Here is a 14343-nt window from a genome sequence, read left to right as displayed (position 1 = left end):
CGACAATGGCGCGATGGTCGCCTGGGCCGGCCTGGAACGGCTGCGGCTCGGTCTGGTCGACCCGCTCGATTTCGCCGCCCGGCCGCGCTGGCCGCTCGACGCCAGCGCGCCCAAGGCGGCCTTCGCCGGGGTAAAGGCATGACCCGCTTCAAGGATATCGGCGTCGTCGGCGGCGGCGCCTGGGGCACCGCACTCGCCGCCACCGCGCAGCGGGCAGGGGCCCGGGTGACGCTCTGGGCGCGCGAGGCGGATATCGTGGCTTCGATCGCCGAGCGCCACGAGAACGTGTCGTTCCTGCCCGGGGTGACGTTGCACCCGTCGATCGCGGCGACCGGGGACCTCGCCCGCGTGGCACGTGCCGACGCGCTGCTGCTGGTCGTGCCGGCGCAATATGTCCGGGGCACGGCGCAGGCGTTGGCCGCCGTCCTGCCCGACTCGACGCCGATCGTGATCGCCGCCAAGGGCATCGAGATGGGCAGCGGCGCCACCATGGGCGAGGTGCTGGCCGAGACCCTGCCGCGCAACCCGGTCGCGGTGCTGTCGGGGCCGACCTTCGCGATCGAGGTGGCGCGCGGCCTGCCGACGGCGGTGACGCTCGCGGCGGCCGACCAGGCGCTGGGCTCCGACCTGGTCGCGGCGCTGGGCACGCAGACCTTCCGGCCGTATCTCAGCGACGATCCGATCGGCTGCGAGATCGGCGGGGCGGTCAAGAACGTGCTGGCGATCGCCTGCGGCATCGTGTCGGGCCGCGGCCTGGGCGACAATGCCCGGGCGGCGCTCATCACCCGGGGCCTCGCCGAGATGGTCCGGCTCGCGACCGCCAAGGGTGGCCGGCCGGCGACGTTGATGGGCCTGTCGGGGCTGGGCGATCTGGTGCTGACCTGCACCGCCATGCAATCGCGCAACTGCTCTCTCGGTGCCGCCTTGGGTGCCGGGCGCAGCCTGGCGGACGTCCTGGGCGAGCGGCGGTCCGTGGCCGAAGGCGTGGCGTCCGCCGCCGCCGTGGCCGCGCTCGCGTCGCGGCTCGGGCTCGACATGCCGATCGTGGCCGCGGTCGACGCGATCCTGCACCGGGGAGCGGCGATCGACGCCGCGATCTCGGCCTTGCTCGCCCGGCCCTTCAAGGCCGAGGAACGATAGACGCCTCGCTTTTAGGCCCTATGCTTCTGGGTGCACTGCGGTATAAACGGGGTGCCAAGCGATCTCCGCACATTTCTGGGTTGGACGGCTCTCTCGTGGCCGTCTGCCGAGTTTGCCAGGAGAACACCGATCGAAATCCCCGCGTCTTCGGCATCGCCTTCCGTTCGACGAAATGCCGGCCCCGGAACCTACCGCGCCGATGTCGACGGTCTGCGCGCCATCGCCGTACTCTCCGTCGTGGCCTATCATGCCGGCATCCCTTTCTTCACCGGCGGTTTCGTCGGCGTCGACATCTTCTTCGTCATCTCGGGCTACCTGATCGGCGGCATCATCGATCGGGACGTTCATGGCCAGGGTTTCAGCTTCGCCGGCTTCTACGCCCGACGGGCAAAGCGCATCCTGCCCGCCCTGCTGGCCATGCTGCTATTCTGCTACGTCGTGGTGACTCTCCTGCTGTCGCCTGGCGAGACCAGGGCCTTCGCGCGGAGCGCCGTCGCGACCATCGCGGCCGTCTCGAACATCACCTTCTGGCGCGGTCTCAATTATTTTTCGCCATCGGCCGAACTCAATCCCCTGCTGATGACCTGGTCGCTCGCGGTCGAGGAACAATTCTACCTGTTCTTCCCGATCGTCCTGATCGTGCTCAATCGGCTCATGCCGAAGCGGCTGTTTCCGGCGCTCCTGCTGCTGTCGCTCGCCTCGCTGCTCGCGTCGGTCTGGGGCATGGTCCATCTGCCGACCGCGACGTTCTTCCTGCTGCCGACGCGCGCGTGGGAACTGGGCGGCGGCGTCCTGCTCGCCGTCCACGAGGCGCGCCGGCCTTCGACCCGCGCGCGTCCGATGATGGCACAGGCGCTGGGATTGTTCGGGTTGGCGCTCATCGCCTTCGCGGTCTTCGGCTACAACGCCCAGACACCGTTCCCGGGCTTGAGCGCGCTGCCGCCGGTGCTGGGGGCGGTGCTGCTGATCGCGGCGCGCCGGGGCATGGTCAACGACCGGCTGCTGTCGGCGAAGCCGGTCGTCTTTCTCGGCCTCATTTCCTATTCCTGGTATCTGTGGCATTGGCCGCTGCTCGCCTTCGCCCGCATCGTCTCCGACCAGGACCTCAGCATCGGCCTCGGCGCCGCGATCGCCGTCGCCTCCTGCGGGATCGGCTATCTGTCCTGGCGCTATGTCGAGCAGCCGTTCCGGCACTCGAAGGCGCCGCGGAACATTTTGCTCTGGCGCTATGCGGCCGCCATCGTCGTGTTCCTGGCACCGGCCATCGGCCTGCTCGAAACCCGGGGCTGGCCGCAGCGCTTCCCGCCGGCGCTGGTCGGCATCGAACAGGAGAGCGCCAGCCTGGTCGAAGATCCGTGCCTGGTCAGCTACGGGGTCGGATCGCCCAATCTCTCACCTTATTGTGCGCCGCCGGCCGACCAGATGCCCGCCGTGGCCATGTTGGGCGACAGCCATGCGGCCGCCCTCTCGCAGGCCATGCGGCAATTGGCCGGGCGGCAAGGGCTACGCTTCGTCGAATTGACGAAATCCTCGTGCCCGGCGCTCGCCGGGATCTCGCGCTACATTCCGGATCATCCTGGACACCGGGAAGAATGCGAGGCCTACGCGCACAAGGCGCTCGACCTGCTGGAGGCCGATCCGACGATCAGGACGGTGGTGATCGCCGGCTTCTGGTCCGCGAATTTCCAACTGGAAAATACCGGGGAGCGGTTCGTGCAGGACGACGAGACGGTGGCCTCGGTGTCGCCGGCGCAAAGCCGGAAGAATCTCGGCATCGGCATGGATGCGGTCGTGAGTCGCCTGCAGCAGGCGGGCAAGCGGGTCGTCCTGATCAAGGACGTGCCGCGCTTCGATTTCGATCCCCTGCGACGGACAGTCGCTAATTTCATCCCGGTGCGTCGCACGCTCGCCGCGATCCTGTCGCCGGAACGCGGGCTGGAGGAGGGACAGGCGCCGCAGGCCGACCTCAGCAACGCAAACGATCCTTCGGCGGCCATCATCGACCGGGTGGGGCGCGATCATCCGCTGGTCCAGGTGGTCGATCTCAAAGGCGGCCTGTGCATCGCCGACCGATGCCGCTTCGCCGATGGCCAGGACCTGTACTACACAGACCCTCAGCATCTGTCCGAAGCGGGCGCAATGCGGGCCCTGACATTCGCACAGATCGCCTTGGCGCCGTAATCCGGGGTGGCTCGAGCCATGGATGAAGCGGGGCTTCGGCCTAGCTTGCTCCGAGGTGATCGGCTAGGTTGCCCGTCACTGCTATATTTCGAACCTTAGTAGCCCGATGAACGGCATCACCGACCCAGGATTTCACCGATGATTTTCGCCATTACCTGCATCGACCGGGCCGATGCTTCCGGCGTGCGCGCCGCGACCCGCCCGGCTCATCTCGAACATCTGAAGTCGCTGGGTAAGAGCCTGGTTTTGGCCGGTCCGTTCCTGGCCGAGGACGGCGCGACCCCGACCGGCAGCTTCCTGCTGGTCGAGGCGGTGGACAAGGCGGCGGCCGAAGCCGTTGCGGTCCAGGACCCCTATGCCGCGGCCGGCCTGTTCGCCTCGGTTACGGTCCAGGCCTATCGGATCAGTTTTCTCAACCCGCCGGCGGCCTGAACGATCATGGCCTACTGGCTGATGAAGTCCGAGCCGTACGAATATTCCTGGTCGCAACTGGTGGCCGATGGCCGGAACGTCTGGACCGGCGTCAGGAATTACCAGGCGGCGAACAATCTCAGGGCGATGCAGGTCGGCGACCGCGCCTTCTTCTACCACTCGAACGAGGGCAGGGAGATCGTCGGCGTGATGGAAATCGCCAAGACCGCCTATCCGGATCCGACCGACGAGACCGCTCGCTTCGTCGCGGTCGAGGTCACGCCGCTGATGGCTGCGGTAACGCCGGTCACCCTGGCGGCGGTCAAGGCCGATCCGCGGCTGGTCGATTTCTCGCTGGTCCGGCAGTCGCGCCTGTCCGTCGCGCCGGTGCGGGACGGCGAATGGGCGATGCTGTGCGAAATGGCGGGCATTTCCGCCTGATGTTCGTCTCGTTTGGATGACGCATGTGAGTTTGGACGAGAGGGCCGGGTATAGTCAGGCCGGACGTCCGTCGGGCCTGGTCGGCTGGGCGGTCGGCCTGTACCTGCGCTGGCGCAACGCCGATCTCAACGCCGCCGCGGTCGACGCGCTGGTGCCGTTCCCCGGCGACCGGGTGTTGGAGATCGGCTTCGGCCCGGGCGAGGCGCTGCGGCGGCTTTCGGCCGTGCGCGAGATCGGCAAGATCACCGGCATCGACCATTCCGCGACCATGCTGGCGCTGGCCGACCAGCGCAACCAGCCGGCCGTCGCGTCGGGCGCCATGGAACTGCATCTGGCCAGCATCGATGCGGCGCCGTTCGCCGAACGCAGCTTCGATGCGATCCTGGCGATCGATTGCGTCCAATATTGGCCCGACCTCATCGCCGATCTGGCCGTGGTGCGCCGCCTGCTCCGGCCCGGTGGCCGCGCCCTGTTCGCGCTGCGCGGCGACGAGGTCCAGGCCGACGGGCTGAGCCCGGCCAAGCTGCGCCAGGCGCTTGCGGCCGCCGGCTTCGTCCATATCACGACCGAGCGAGCCCAGACCCGCCCGGCACCCTCGACCCTGCTTCTGGCCCGCCGGCAGGTTTAGGAACCGGACGGGCCTCGGGCGGTTCTGATGGATGATCCATCACGAGGAGCGACCGAGATGTTCCAGACCAGGGAAGTGACGATGGAAGTCGTGGCGCTGCCGAACGGGCGGTTCGCGGTGCAGGCGATCGGTTCCGACACGCTCGATCCGATCGCCGGCGAGTTCGCCTCGCGATCCGAGGCCGAGGCCTGGCTGCTCGATCGCTCGATGGCCGATGACGAACGCGCGTTCGACACCGGCATCGTCAAGCCCGGCGACGGCCAGGGCGTCGCCTGACAGGCGCCTAGTCGCCGGCCAGGAAGTCCCGGTAGAACTTCGCCAGGTCCGGCACCGCGGCGTCGTAGAGACGCTTGCCCTTGTCCGGCGTGGCGAGACCCGGGTTGGAGCCGATCCGGCCGTCCGGGTAGCGGGTGCGGAAATCGCTCGGACCATAGATGCGGCCCGACGGTGCGCGAGGCGGGTCGAGCGCTACCTGCTTGATCGTTTCCGGAAACGCCCATTGGGTGACCGACACCTCGGACGCGGTTGCGTGGCTGCCTTCGTCGGCGCCGAAAAGCTCGCGGGCGACGCCCGAGGCCTGCGGGCTGTCCCACCAGTTCACCAGCTTGCAGCGCAGCGGCGCATCGACCGCGGCCTTGCCCAGCACGCCCTCGGCGGCGGCATAGACCTCATAGAAGGCGGCGTTGACCGTGGCGATGTTGCCGCCATGGCCATTCAGGAAGAAGAAGCGGCGGAAGCCGTGCCGGGCGAGCGACAGGACATAATCGTGGATGAGCTGGATCAAGGTCGACGGCCTGACGGTCATCGATCCGGCGAAATCCATGTGGTGGACCGCCATGCCGACACCGATGGTCGGCCCGACGAAGGCATCGGCCGCCTCGCCGACGCCGCGGGCGATCACCTCGGCGCATAGAGCATCGGTGCCGATCAGGCCGTTCGGCCCGTGCTGTTCGGTCGAACCGATCGGCATGATGATGCCGTTCGATCGTTTCAGGTAGGCTTCGGCCTCGATCCAGGTGGCGTGTTGCAGCAGCATGGGGAACTCCGGGAAATGGCTGGCTTGTCTCCCTGGCAGAATCTCCCGATACTCCGGCGCGCACAAGGCGATGTGCCAATTCGCCCCGAAAAATCGGGGCGGCACTCCCGAACCGAGACCTGATCGATGCGCTGCCGCCTTTGCGACCATGACTGCACCCTCGCGTTCGAGCGGCTCGTCCTCGATCGGCACCTCGTCGAATATTACGTCTGTCCGGACTGCGGCGCGCTCCAGACCGAGCAGCCCTATTGGCTGGACGAAGCGTACGGCAACGCGATCGCGGCGCTCGACACTGGCATCGTCACGCGCAACCTGGTGGCCCAGGCGATCGTCTATCTGGTCGAGCGCATCGTCCGTCCGGTCGGGCAACTGATCGATTTCGGCGGCGGTACCGGCATGCTGTGCCGGATGCTGCGCGACATCGGCTACGATGCCTGGCTGATGGATCGCTATGCCGATCCGGTCTTCGCCCGCGGCTTCGCGCTCGGACCCGACCAGGTGCCCGAAGGCCCCGTCGCCATCCTGTCCTGCTTCGAGGTCTTCGAGCACTTCGCCGAGGTCGGCCCCGATATCGACCGGCTGTTCGCGCTGCGCCCGGCCGTGCTGGTCGCCTCGACCGAACTCTACGACGGCCAGGGCGCCGACTGGCCTTACCTTGTGCCGGAAACCGGCCAGCACATCTTTTTCTACGGCCGCCGGACTATGGCATTCATCGCCGCGCGCCACGGCTATCGCTATATCGGTCGCGGCCAGTTCCATTTCTTTCTGCGCGAACCGCCGGGCGCTTTCCGTCAGTGGGCGCTGCGCCTGGCGGTCTCGCGGTTCGGGCTGCGCGCTGCCCGGTTGGCGGTTGCCTGGCGGCTCGACGGCCGCTTTTCCCGCCAGGACCAGGCTGCTCTCGCGCGTCGGTAAGCTGCCGCGCCTCCGGCATCTTGTTTCGGCACGAAAATCTATCGATACTCCGGCGCGCACAACGGGGCGAATGTGCGCATCGACAGAGCGGCTGGAACGACGGCCGCGGCGGACCGTCGTCACGGGACCGCTCAAAGACCTGAGGAGGAAGGTAGCCTACCATGTCCGATCACAGCCTGTTCCCCGTCCCGCCCGGGTTCGCCGGCCCCCACACGACCGATGCCGCCGCCTATGATCGGATGTATCGCCGTTCGGTCGAGGAACCCGACGCCTTCTGGGCCGAGCAGGGCAAGATCGTCGACTGGATCAAGCCGTTCACCAAGGTCAAGAACACGAATTTCGCCGGCGACGTCTCGATCAAATGGTTCGAGGATGGCGTGCTGAATGCATCGGCCAATTGCATCGACCGGCATCTGGCGACCCGGGCCGACCAGGTCGCGATCATCTGGGAAGGCGACGATCCGGGCACGTCGCGCAACATCACCTATCGCGAATTGCACGAACGGGTCTCCAAGTTCGCCAACGTGCTGAAGAGCCGCGGCGTCAAGAAAGGCGACCGGGTCACGATCTATCTGCCGATGATCCCCGAGGCGGCCTATGCCATGCTCGCTTGCGCGCGGGTCGGTGCCATCCATTCCGTGGTATTCGGCGGCTTTTCGCCGGACAGCCTGACCGGCCGCATCCAGGATGCGAGCTCGACCGTCCTGATCACCGCCGACGAGGGCATGCGCGGCGGCCGCAAGGTGCCGCTGAAGGCCAATGCCGACGTGGCGCTGAAATCCTGCCCGGAGGTCTCGACCGTGCTGGTCGTGCGCCATACCGGCGGCAAGGTCGCCTGGGACGATGCCCGCGACGTCTGGTACCACGACGCGATGGACAAGGCGTCGGCCGATTGCCCACCGGAGCCGATGAATGCGGAGGACCCGCTGTTCATCCTCTATACCTCGGGCTCGACCGGCAAGCCCAAGGGCGTGCTGCACACCACCGGCGGCTATCTGGTCTATGCGGCGCTGACCCATCGCGAAGTCTTCGATTATCGCGACGGCGAAGTCTACTGGTGCACGGCCGACGTGGGCTGGGTCACCGGCCACAGCTATATCCTCTATGGCCCGCTCGCCAACGGCGCCACGACCTTGATGTTCGAGGGTGTTCCGAACTATCCGGACGCCGCCCGTTTCTGGCAGGTCATCGACAAGCATCAGGTCTCGATCTTCTACACGGCGCCGACCGCGATCCGCGCGCTGATGCGCGAAGGTCTGGAGCCGCTGCAGCGGACCAGCCGCACCTCGCTGCGCCTGCTGGGATCGGTCGGCGAGCCGATCAATCCCGAGGCGTGGCTCTGGTACCACGAGCATGTCGGCAACAGTCGCTGCCCGATCGTCGACACCTGGTGGCAGACCGAGACCGGCGGCATCCTGATCTCGCCGCTGCCGGGTGCCATCGCCGCCAAACCGGGCTCGGCGACCAAGCCGTTCTTCGGGGTGAAGCCCGTCATCGTCGATGCCGAGGGCAAGCCGCTCGAGGGGGCGGCCGAAGGCAACCTGTGCATCGACGACAGCTGGCCCGGCCAGATGCGGACGATCTTCGGCGATCATCCGCGCTTCATCGAGACCTATTTCTCGATGTATCCCGGCCGCTATTTCACCGGCGACGGCTGCCGGCGCGACGCGGACGGCTATTACTGGATCACCGGCCGGGTCGACGATGTGATCAACGTCGCCGGCCATCGCCTGGGAACGGCTGAGATCGAGAGCGCGCTGGTCGCCCATGCCAAGGTGGCCGAGGCGGCGGTCGTGGGCTATCCGCACGACGTCAAGGGCCAGGGCATCTACGCCTATGTGACGCTCATGGCCGGGATCGAGCCGTCGGAGGAGCTGCGCAAGGAACTGGTCGCCTGGGTCCGGCGCGAGATCGGTCCGATCGCGTCCCCCGATCTCATCCAATGGGCGCCGGGCCTACCCAAGACTCGCTCGGGCAAGATCATGCGCCGCATCCTGCGCAAGATCGCCGCCAACGAACAGGGCGCGCTCGGCGACACCTCGACCCTGGCCGACCCGGCCGTGGTCGATGGGCTGGTCGAGAACCGGATGAACCGGTAGAGGGAGTTACAAGGTTGCCGCCACCCGGTCCAGGTGACGCCGCGTGTAGCGGACGTAGAGTGGCAGGGCGATCAGCCCGTAGCTGATGACCGTGCCCCAGACGATGCCGGCCATGCCGAGGCGGTCGGCGAGCAGGAATTTGAGAGCCACCGCGACCAGCGCATAGCTGACCGAGGTCAGGATCTGGAAACGGATCACGCCGGCGCCGTTCAGCAGCATGCCGAACACGTTGCCGGTGCTCTGCATCACCAGCCAGACGGCGTTGGCGGCCAGTAGGCCGAACGGCAGGGCGGTGTCGCGGCCCAGCCACAAGGCGATGACCGGGTTGGCGATGACCAGCAGGATGCCGGCGCCCAGCAGACTGATGCCGAATGCCATGGCGACGCCGCGCCACAGCGCGCGACGCGCCCAGCGATGATCGCCGCGCGCCAGCGCTTCGCCGAACGCCGGCCACAGCGGCAGCAGCGCCACGATGACCACGGCCTGGGACGCACCGAAGATCTTGCCGGCGATGCCGACCGCTCCGGCGCTCTCGGGGCCGAGCAGGCGGATCGCGATCAGATTGTCGGCCGCCGTCGCCAAGGTCGCGGAGCAGGCGAGCGCGAAATAGAGCAGGCCCAGGCGCGCGACCGGCTGGAAGTCCGCAAAATTCACCGCCGCCCAGCGCGGCCGCAGGCTGTGGCGCCGCCACAGTCCGATGCCGTTGCACAGGGCGGCCAGCAGGGGGCCGGTGCCGAGCGCCACCGCAAGGCCGGCCATGCCGAGGTCGAAGCGGGTTGCCGCCACGAACAGGACGAGCGTCAGGACGACGCCCGAGGCGTCCCACGCGCTGTTCTGGAAAGCCTCCTGCAGGCCGGTCCTGATTTTGGCGGCGAGGCTGAGGGGCAGAATCAACAGCGCTACGAGGACGCAGATCGCCCCGGCGGGCTTGGCGTCGCCGGCGGCGTTGGTCCCGGCGACGTTCAGCCAGCCGGCCCAGTCCGCATGGACTACCAGAAAGGCGAGCACGATCAGCAGGACGGCGGCGATTCCGCCGACGACCAGGATGGCGGTCGAGATGGCGTGCCGGATCCGTTCGTGCTCTTCGCGCCCGGTCGCGGCCGAGATCGTGGTGATGAGCCCGTTGCCGATGCCGAGATCCGCGAGCGGCAATACCGAGCCCAAGGCCGTGACCGCCGACCACAGGCCGAATCGCTCCGAACCTAGATAGCGATAGGCGAGCGGGATGATCAGCAGGCCGCTCAGGATCTGCAGCATGCGGACCGGAAATCCCGCGAGCATGGACAGCAGCATCCGGCGATTGCGCCGCTGGGCGTGAGGTTGGGTCACTCAGGCCAGTTCGCGATAGAGGGCGGCATGCGCCTCGGCGGTCCGCTGCCAGGTGAAGTCCCGGGCGCGCAGGGAGCCCGCCTCCCCAAGGCTCTGCCGCGTGGCGTCGTCCGCGATCAGTCGGCCCAGCTGATCGACCAGCGTGTCGGGGCGGTCCGGATTGAAATAGATCGCCGCATCCCCGCCGATTTCCGGAAAGCAGCTGCATTCCGCCAGCACGGTCGGACAGCGGTTGATGAAGGCTTCGAGGATCGGCAGGCCGAACCCTTCGTAGCGCGACGGGAACAGGAAGGCTGCGGCATGGGCGTAGCACCAGGCGAGCGTCGGGTCGTCGGCCTGGATCTGTCCCACGCGGTCCTGGGCGCCGGCTGTCTGGAACGGCGCCAGCTCCGCGGTTGAGAGCGGTCCGCCGCCGATGCAGACGAGGTGCAGGTCTGGAGTTGCCGCCATCAGGGCCGCCAGCGCGGGGGCCACGCCGTCGAAATTCTTGTAGCCGCCGCGCTTGCCGACGAACAGCAGGAAGCGGTCGGGCAGGCCCGCGGGATGGCCGAGGCTCGGACGCCACAGCAACCGCTCGCCGACACCCAGATGGATCACCCGCACCCGGTCGGCCGGCACGGTGCTGAAGCGCAGCAGGTCGGCCTTGGTCGCCGCCGAGATTGCCACGACCAGGTCGGCCGCCTCGACCATGGCGAGCTTGCCGGCATGGGGATCGCCGATGCCGGCGGCGATCGCCTGGGGCATGACTTCCGGCGTCATGTCATAGACCGTCGCCACGACCCGCTTGGCCGGCTGGGCGCGGACACGGGCGAGCGCCGCGCCGTCGTACCAGCTGGCATGCCAGATCTCGAACCGGCCCCGGTCGAGGGCGGCGCGGCTGCCGAGCTGGTTGATGGCGCGGATCACCCGGCGCGATCCGGGAAAGCGGGGTGGCTGCCACCCGCTGAACGCCGGCGACTGCGCCAGGTGCCGGTTGCAGGTCAGCCGGAATGGCAACAGCGGTGTCACGCCGGCCGCCGGCAATTCCTCGACCAGATGGGTGAAATAGCGCGAAACTCCGCCCTCGAGCTGAGTCGAGAAGATTTCGTCGTCGAACAGGACGCGCAGCATCGAAGCTCCGGGCGGGTGACACCGCGCTTGATAGGGCGCCGGACGCCGCCCGGCAAGCAGTTGGCGATTCTCGGGGTGGCTGCAATTCTGATATGCAGATCACGCATATCATATTACCGTGGCGGAACGATGGCGACCGATCAGAAGTCGCTGCAGCGACCGCCGCGTTCCCAATCGCCATAGCGAGTGGGCTCAGGCCCGCTGGGTCCCCCGATTTCGGGTACCGCCGGTTCGGTGACCGGGGCATGATCGGGTTTCTTCGGCGGGACGGGATCTTTCGTCACGACGGGTGGAATGAGATGGGTGGTCTTGTCGGTCATGTTCCATATATGACTCACGGAACCGTCCCGCCAAGGGGCTAGACGGAGGGGCCATCTTGTTCCGGTGTGGCCACGGTCACACCAAACGCAACCGTCAGGTGATCTATTGAAGCCGCACGAATAGAGATATCCGCGGCCTTTTGCCGGATTTGATCCCGGCGGTGCGCCCCGGGCTTACGAGCAGGCAATATTTTGCAAACCTAAGCGGAACGATTGCCCGTTATGGGTGTTAGCCACATGATTTGGCGCGTTCAGGATAAGATGGCAGATAGTACTTTGCTGACCTCCACACCCGTACCTACAGCCCGCGGCGTCGCCGTGGATCTGCTTGGCTCCGTTTTGCGCCGGCGTCGGCCGCTCGACGATGCGATCGACGAAGCGCCGGATTTGCCGAGCCTGTCGGTTCGGGATCGCGCGTTCTCTCGACTCCTGGTTGCGACGGTCTTGCGCCGCCTGGGTCAGATCGACGCGCTCATCAGCCACTGCCTGGCTACTCCGTTGCCGCCGCGCGCCGCCCAGGTGCACGACATGCTGCGCCTCGGCATTGCCCAGTTGCTGTTCCTGCGGACGCCGGCCCATGCCGCTGTGGCGACGACGGTCGATCTGGCCGACGCCCGCGGTTTCATGACCCATAAGGGCCTGGTGAACGCCGTGCTGCGCCGCCTGTCCCAGGACGGGCCGGGGCTGGTGCTGCTGCAGGATGCGCCGCGCCTCAATACCCCGAAATGGCTCTGGCAGGCCTGGTCCGACGCCTATGGCGAGGACACGGCCCGCAAGATTGCCGAAGTGCATCTGCGCGAGGCGCCGCTCGACATCACCGCACGGGTGGATCGGGCCGGCTGGGCCGATCGGCTGGACGCGACGCTGCTGCCCAGCGGTTCGCTGCGCCGGGCGGCCGGCGGAGCCATCGCCAACCTGCCGGGTTATAGCGAAGGCGCCTGGTGGGTCCAGGATGCCGCCGCCGCCATTCCCGCCAAGCTGTTCGGCGACGTGTCCGGCCGCCGCATGATCGATCTGTGCGCCGCCCCGGGCGGCAAGACCGCGCAGCTCGTCGCCGGTGGTGCTCAGGTGACGGCGATCGATCGTTCGCCGCGCCGGCTCGATCGCATGATCAGCAACCTGCATCGCCTGTCGCTCAAGGTCGATACGTTCAGCGCCGACGCCGTCACCTGGCGTCCGTCCGAGCCGGTCTGGGGTGTGCTGCTCGACGCACCCTGCACCGCGACCGGTGCCATCCGCCGCCATCCGGACGTGCCCCATCTGAAGACGCCGGACGACGTGGCCCGCCTTGCCGCCGTGCAGGAACGGCTGCTGACCTCGGCGGTCGAAATGTTGGAGCCGGGCGGGATGCTGGTCTATTGCACCTGCTCGCTCGAGCCGGAAGAAGGGCCGCAGCAGATCGAGAAGCTGCTGTCCAAGGGCCTGCCGGTCGCGCGCAAGCCGGTAACCGCTGACGAGATTGGCGGCCTGGCGGAAATCCTGACGGCCGACGGCGACGTGCGGACCCTGCCGTGCCATCTGGCCGATTACGACGGCATCGACGGGTTCTTCGCCGGCCGGCTGATCCGGACGGCCTGACCCGCCCTTATCCTCGACCCAGCGGCCCCGTCTCGATCGGACGGGGCCGTTTCGTGTCTTACGGGACGCCCCGTTGCCCGATCGGATAGGCCCATGTCCGTCACCCTGGTCGCCGAACTCACTCTGCTCTGTCTGGTCTTGAGCCTGATCGCGACGGGCGGCGTGCTGTGGTGGCTGAAGCATCGCCGGATCCTGGACGAACCGAATCATCGCTCCAGCCACACCACCCCGACCCCGCGCGGCGGCGGGCTGGCGCTCGTGCCCGTGCTGGCGCTGGCCTGGGGCCTGCTGGCCGTGCTGGGGCTGGCGCCGCTCGCCACGCTCGCCATCGTCGCCGGGGCGGTCGCGCTTGCGGCGCTGTGCTGGCGCGACGACCGCGGCGGCCTGCCGGTGCTGCAGCGATTCGGTGCCCAGCTGGCGACGATCCTGTTCGGCCTGTTCTTCGTGCGCGGCGCCGGGCATGTGTTCCAGGGATTGCTGCCGCCGGTGCTGGACTATGCGGCGACGGCGCTGCTGTGGGTCTGGTTCGTCAATCTGTTCAATTTCATGGACGGCATCGACGGCATCACCGGCGGGCAGACCGCGGCGATCGGTTTCGGCGCGGCGCTGGTCGCCTTCGTGTCGGCCGACCCCAATAGCGGCGCTTTGCCGCTGGGCTTGTCCCTGGGTGCCGTGGCCCTGGGGTTCCTTGCCTGGAACTGGTCTCCGGCCAAGCTGTTCCTGGGCGATGTCGGCTCGATTCCGTTGGGCTACGTCATCGGCTGGCTGATGCTGAGCATGGCCGGCGACGGCCATTGGGCGCCGGCGCTGATCCTGCCGCTCTATTACCTGGTCGATGCGACCATCACGCTGCTACGCCGGGCGGTACGGCTCGAGCGGGTCTGGCACGCCCATCGCGAGCATTTCTATCAGCGTGCCGTGCAGGGCGGGCTCGGCCATGGCGCGGTGGTGCTGCGCATCCTGGGTGCCAATCTCCTGTTGATCGGCCTGGCGGCGCTGGGGCTCGCATGGCCGTGGCCCGCGACCGTGCTGGCATTCGTCGTCGTGGGCGGCCTGCTGTGGGAGCTCGCCCGCCGCAATACGGCGGCTGCACCCCTGGTTTGAGCGGCCCGACCTTCGCTTGATCGGGCAGGCGGGCGGCCCTATGGTCCGGCCTTC

The 14343-nt window shown here is 67.8% G+C and carries 14 protein-coding genes and 1 pseudogene; 11 read left to right on the top strand and 4 right to left on the bottom strand.

What is annotated here, in order from left to right; genetic code table 11:
• The 7 genes and pseudogenes from VGV37_RS10120 to VGV37_RS10090 all read left to right on the top strand — a co-directional run.
• Positions 1 to 142 (top strand): annotated as a pseudogene (locus VGV37_RS10120) (tRNA (adenosine(37)-N6)-threonylcarbamoyltransferase complex transferase subunit TsaD); the annotation flags it as partial.
• Positions 139 to 1140 carry an NAD(P)H-dependent glycerol-3-phosphate dehydrogenase gene (locus VGV37_RS10115; RefSeq protein WP_326879541.1) on the top strand — a complete coding sequence of 334 codons (1002 nt, stop codon included), beginning with the start codon at positions 139 to 141 and terminating at the stop codon, positions 1138 to 1140. The pseudogene VGV37_RS10120 and the gene VGV37_RS10115, both read left to right, overlap by 4 nt.
• Positions 1141 to 1170: 30 nt before the next feature.
• Positions 1171 to 3321, top strand: coding sequence for an acyltransferase family protein (locus tag VGV37_RS10110; RefSeq protein ID WP_326879540.1), 2151 nt, complete (start codon positions 1171 to 1173; stop codon positions 3319 to 3321).
• Between the two features lie 138 nt (positions 3322 to 3459).
• Complete coding sequence (locus tag VGV37_RS10105; protein WP_326879539.1) at positions 3460 to 3753, top strand: YciI family protein; 294 nt, start codon at positions 3460 to 3462, stop codon at positions 3751 to 3753.
• A 6-nt stretch (positions 3754 to 3759) separates the two neighbouring features.
• Complete coding sequence (locus tag VGV37_RS10100; RefSeq protein WP_326879538.1) at positions 3760 to 4173, top strand: EVE domain-containing protein; 414 nt, start codon at positions 3760 to 3762, stop codon at positions 4171 to 4173.
• A gap of 25 nt (positions 4174 to 4198) precedes the next feature.
• A complete protein-coding gene (locus tag VGV37_RS10095) occupies positions 4199 to 4801 on the top strand; it encodes a class I SAM-dependent methyltransferase (RefSeq protein ID WP_326879537.1) in 603 nt (200 codons plus the stop codon).
• A 57-nt stretch (positions 4802 to 4858) separates the two neighbouring features.
• Entirely contained in the window at positions 4859 to 5077 is a 219-nt protein-coding gene (locus VGV37_RS10090) for a hypothetical protein (RefSeq protein WP_326879536.1), read from the top strand.
• A 7-nt stretch (positions 5078 to 5084) separates the two neighbouring features.
• Here the strand turns inward: VGV37_RS10090 and VGV37_RS10085 are convergent, their stop codons facing one another.
• A complete protein-coding gene (locus tag VGV37_RS10085) occupies positions 5085 to 5837 on the bottom strand; it encodes a creatininase family protein (RefSeq protein ID WP_326879535.1) in 753 nt (250 codons plus the stop codon).
• A gap of 126 nt (positions 5838 to 5963) precedes the next feature.
• Between VGV37_RS10085 and VGV37_RS10080 the strand changes: the two genes are divergently transcribed.
• Complete coding sequence (locus tag VGV37_RS10080) at positions 5964 to 6749, top strand: class I SAM-dependent methyltransferase (protein ID WP_326879534.1); 786 nt, start codon at positions 5964 to 5966, stop codon at positions 6747 to 6749.
• A gap of 161 nt (positions 6750 to 6910) precedes the next feature.
• Entirely contained in the window at positions 6911 to 8848 is a 1938-nt protein-coding gene (gene acs, locus VGV37_RS10075; RefSeq protein ID WP_326879533.1) for an acetate--CoA ligase, read from the top strand.
• Between the two features lie 6 nt (positions 8849 to 8854).
• Here the strand turns inward: acs and VGV37_RS10070 are convergent, their stop codons facing one another.
• From VGV37_RS10070 to VGV37_RS10060, 3 genes are all read right to left on the bottom strand, one after another.
• A complete protein-coding gene (locus VGV37_RS10070) occupies positions 8855 to 10177 on the bottom strand; it encodes a lipopolysaccharide biosynthesis protein (protein WP_326879532.1) in 1323 nt (440 codons plus the stop codon).
• A complete protein-coding gene (locus tag VGV37_RS10065) occupies positions 10178 to 11287 on the bottom strand; it encodes a glycosyltransferase family 1 protein (protein ID WP_326879531.1) in 1110 nt (369 codons plus the stop codon).
• 140 nt (positions 11288 to 11427) lie between these two features.
• A complete protein-coding gene (locus tag VGV37_RS10060) occupies positions 11428 to 11607 on the bottom strand; it encodes a succinate dehydrogenase assembly factor 4 (protein WP_326879530.1) in 180 nt (59 codons plus the stop codon).
• A 261-nt stretch (positions 11608 to 11868) separates the two neighbouring features.
• Between VGV37_RS10060 and VGV37_RS10055 the strand changes: the two genes are divergently transcribed.
• Both VGV37_RS10055 and VGV37_RS10050 read left to right on the top strand, forming a co-directional pair.
• Complete coding sequence (locus VGV37_RS10055; RefSeq protein ID WP_326879529.1) at positions 11869 to 13185, top strand: RsmB/NOP family class I SAM-dependent RNA methyltransferase; 1317 nt, start codon at positions 11869 to 11871, stop codon at positions 13183 to 13185.
• A gap of 93 nt (positions 13186 to 13278) precedes the next feature.
• Positions 13279 to 14289, top strand: coding sequence for a glycosyltransferase family 4 protein (locus VGV37_RS10050; RefSeq protein ID WP_326879528.1), 1011 nt, complete (start codon positions 13279 to 13281; stop codon positions 14287 to 14289).
• Positions 14290 to 14343: the final 54 nt, after the last annotated feature.

The sequence above is a fragment of the Aliidongia sp. genome (assembly GCF_035943795.1).
Taxonomy (GTDB): domain Bacteria; phylum Pseudomonadota; class Alphaproteobacteria; order ATCC43930; family CGMCC-115725; genus Aliidongia.
The sequence above is the reverse complement of the archived record's forward strand: the minus strand, read 5'-3'. Positions and strand labels throughout refer to the sequence as shown.

Bases quoted from the DNA above. Each gene is read 5' to 3' on its own strand.
- VGV37_RS10115 (WP_326879541.1), top strand. From the start codon at position 139: ATGACCCGCTTCAAGGATATCGGCGTCGTCGGCGGCGGCGCCTGGGGC.
- VGV37_RS10105 (WP_326879539.1), top strand. From the start codon at position 3,460: ATGATTTTCGCCATTACCTGCATCGACCGGGCCGATGCTTCCGGCGTG.
- VGV37_RS10100 (WP_326879538.1), top strand. From the start codon at position 3,760: ATGGCCTACTGGCTGATGAAGTCCGAGCCGTACGAATATTCCTGGTCG.
- VGV37_RS10090 (WP_326879536.1), top strand. From the start codon at position 4,859: ATGTTCCAGACCAGGGAAGTGACGATGGAAGTCGTGGCGCTGCCGAAC.
- VGV37_RS10085 (WP_326879535.1), bottom strand. From the start codon at position 5,837: ATGCTGCTGCAACACGCCACCTGGATCGAGGCCGAAGCCTACCTGAAA.
- VGV37_RS10080 (WP_326879534.1), top strand. From the start codon at position 5,964: ATGCGCTGCCGCCTTTGCGACCATGACTGCACCCTCGCGTTCGAGCGG.
- acs (WP_326879533.1), top strand. From the start codon at position 6,911: ATGTCCGATCACAGCCTGTTCCCCGTCCCGCCCGGGTTCGCCGGCCCC.
- VGV37_RS10065 (WP_326879531.1), bottom strand. From the start codon at position 11,287: ATGCTGCGCGTCCTGTTCGACGACGAAATCTTCTCGACTCAGCTCGAG.
- VGV37_RS10060 (WP_326879530.1), bottom strand. From the start codon at position 11,607: ATGACCGACAAGACCACCCATCTCATTCCACCCGTCGTGACGAAAGAT.
- VGV37_RS10055 (WP_326879529.1), top strand. From the start codon at position 11,869: ATGGCAGATAGTACTTTGCTGACCTCCACACCCGTACCTACAGCCCGC.
- VGV37_RS10050 (WP_326879528.1), top strand. From the start codon at position 13,279: ATGTCCGTCACCCTGGTCGCCGAACTCACTCTGCTCTGTCTGGTCTTG.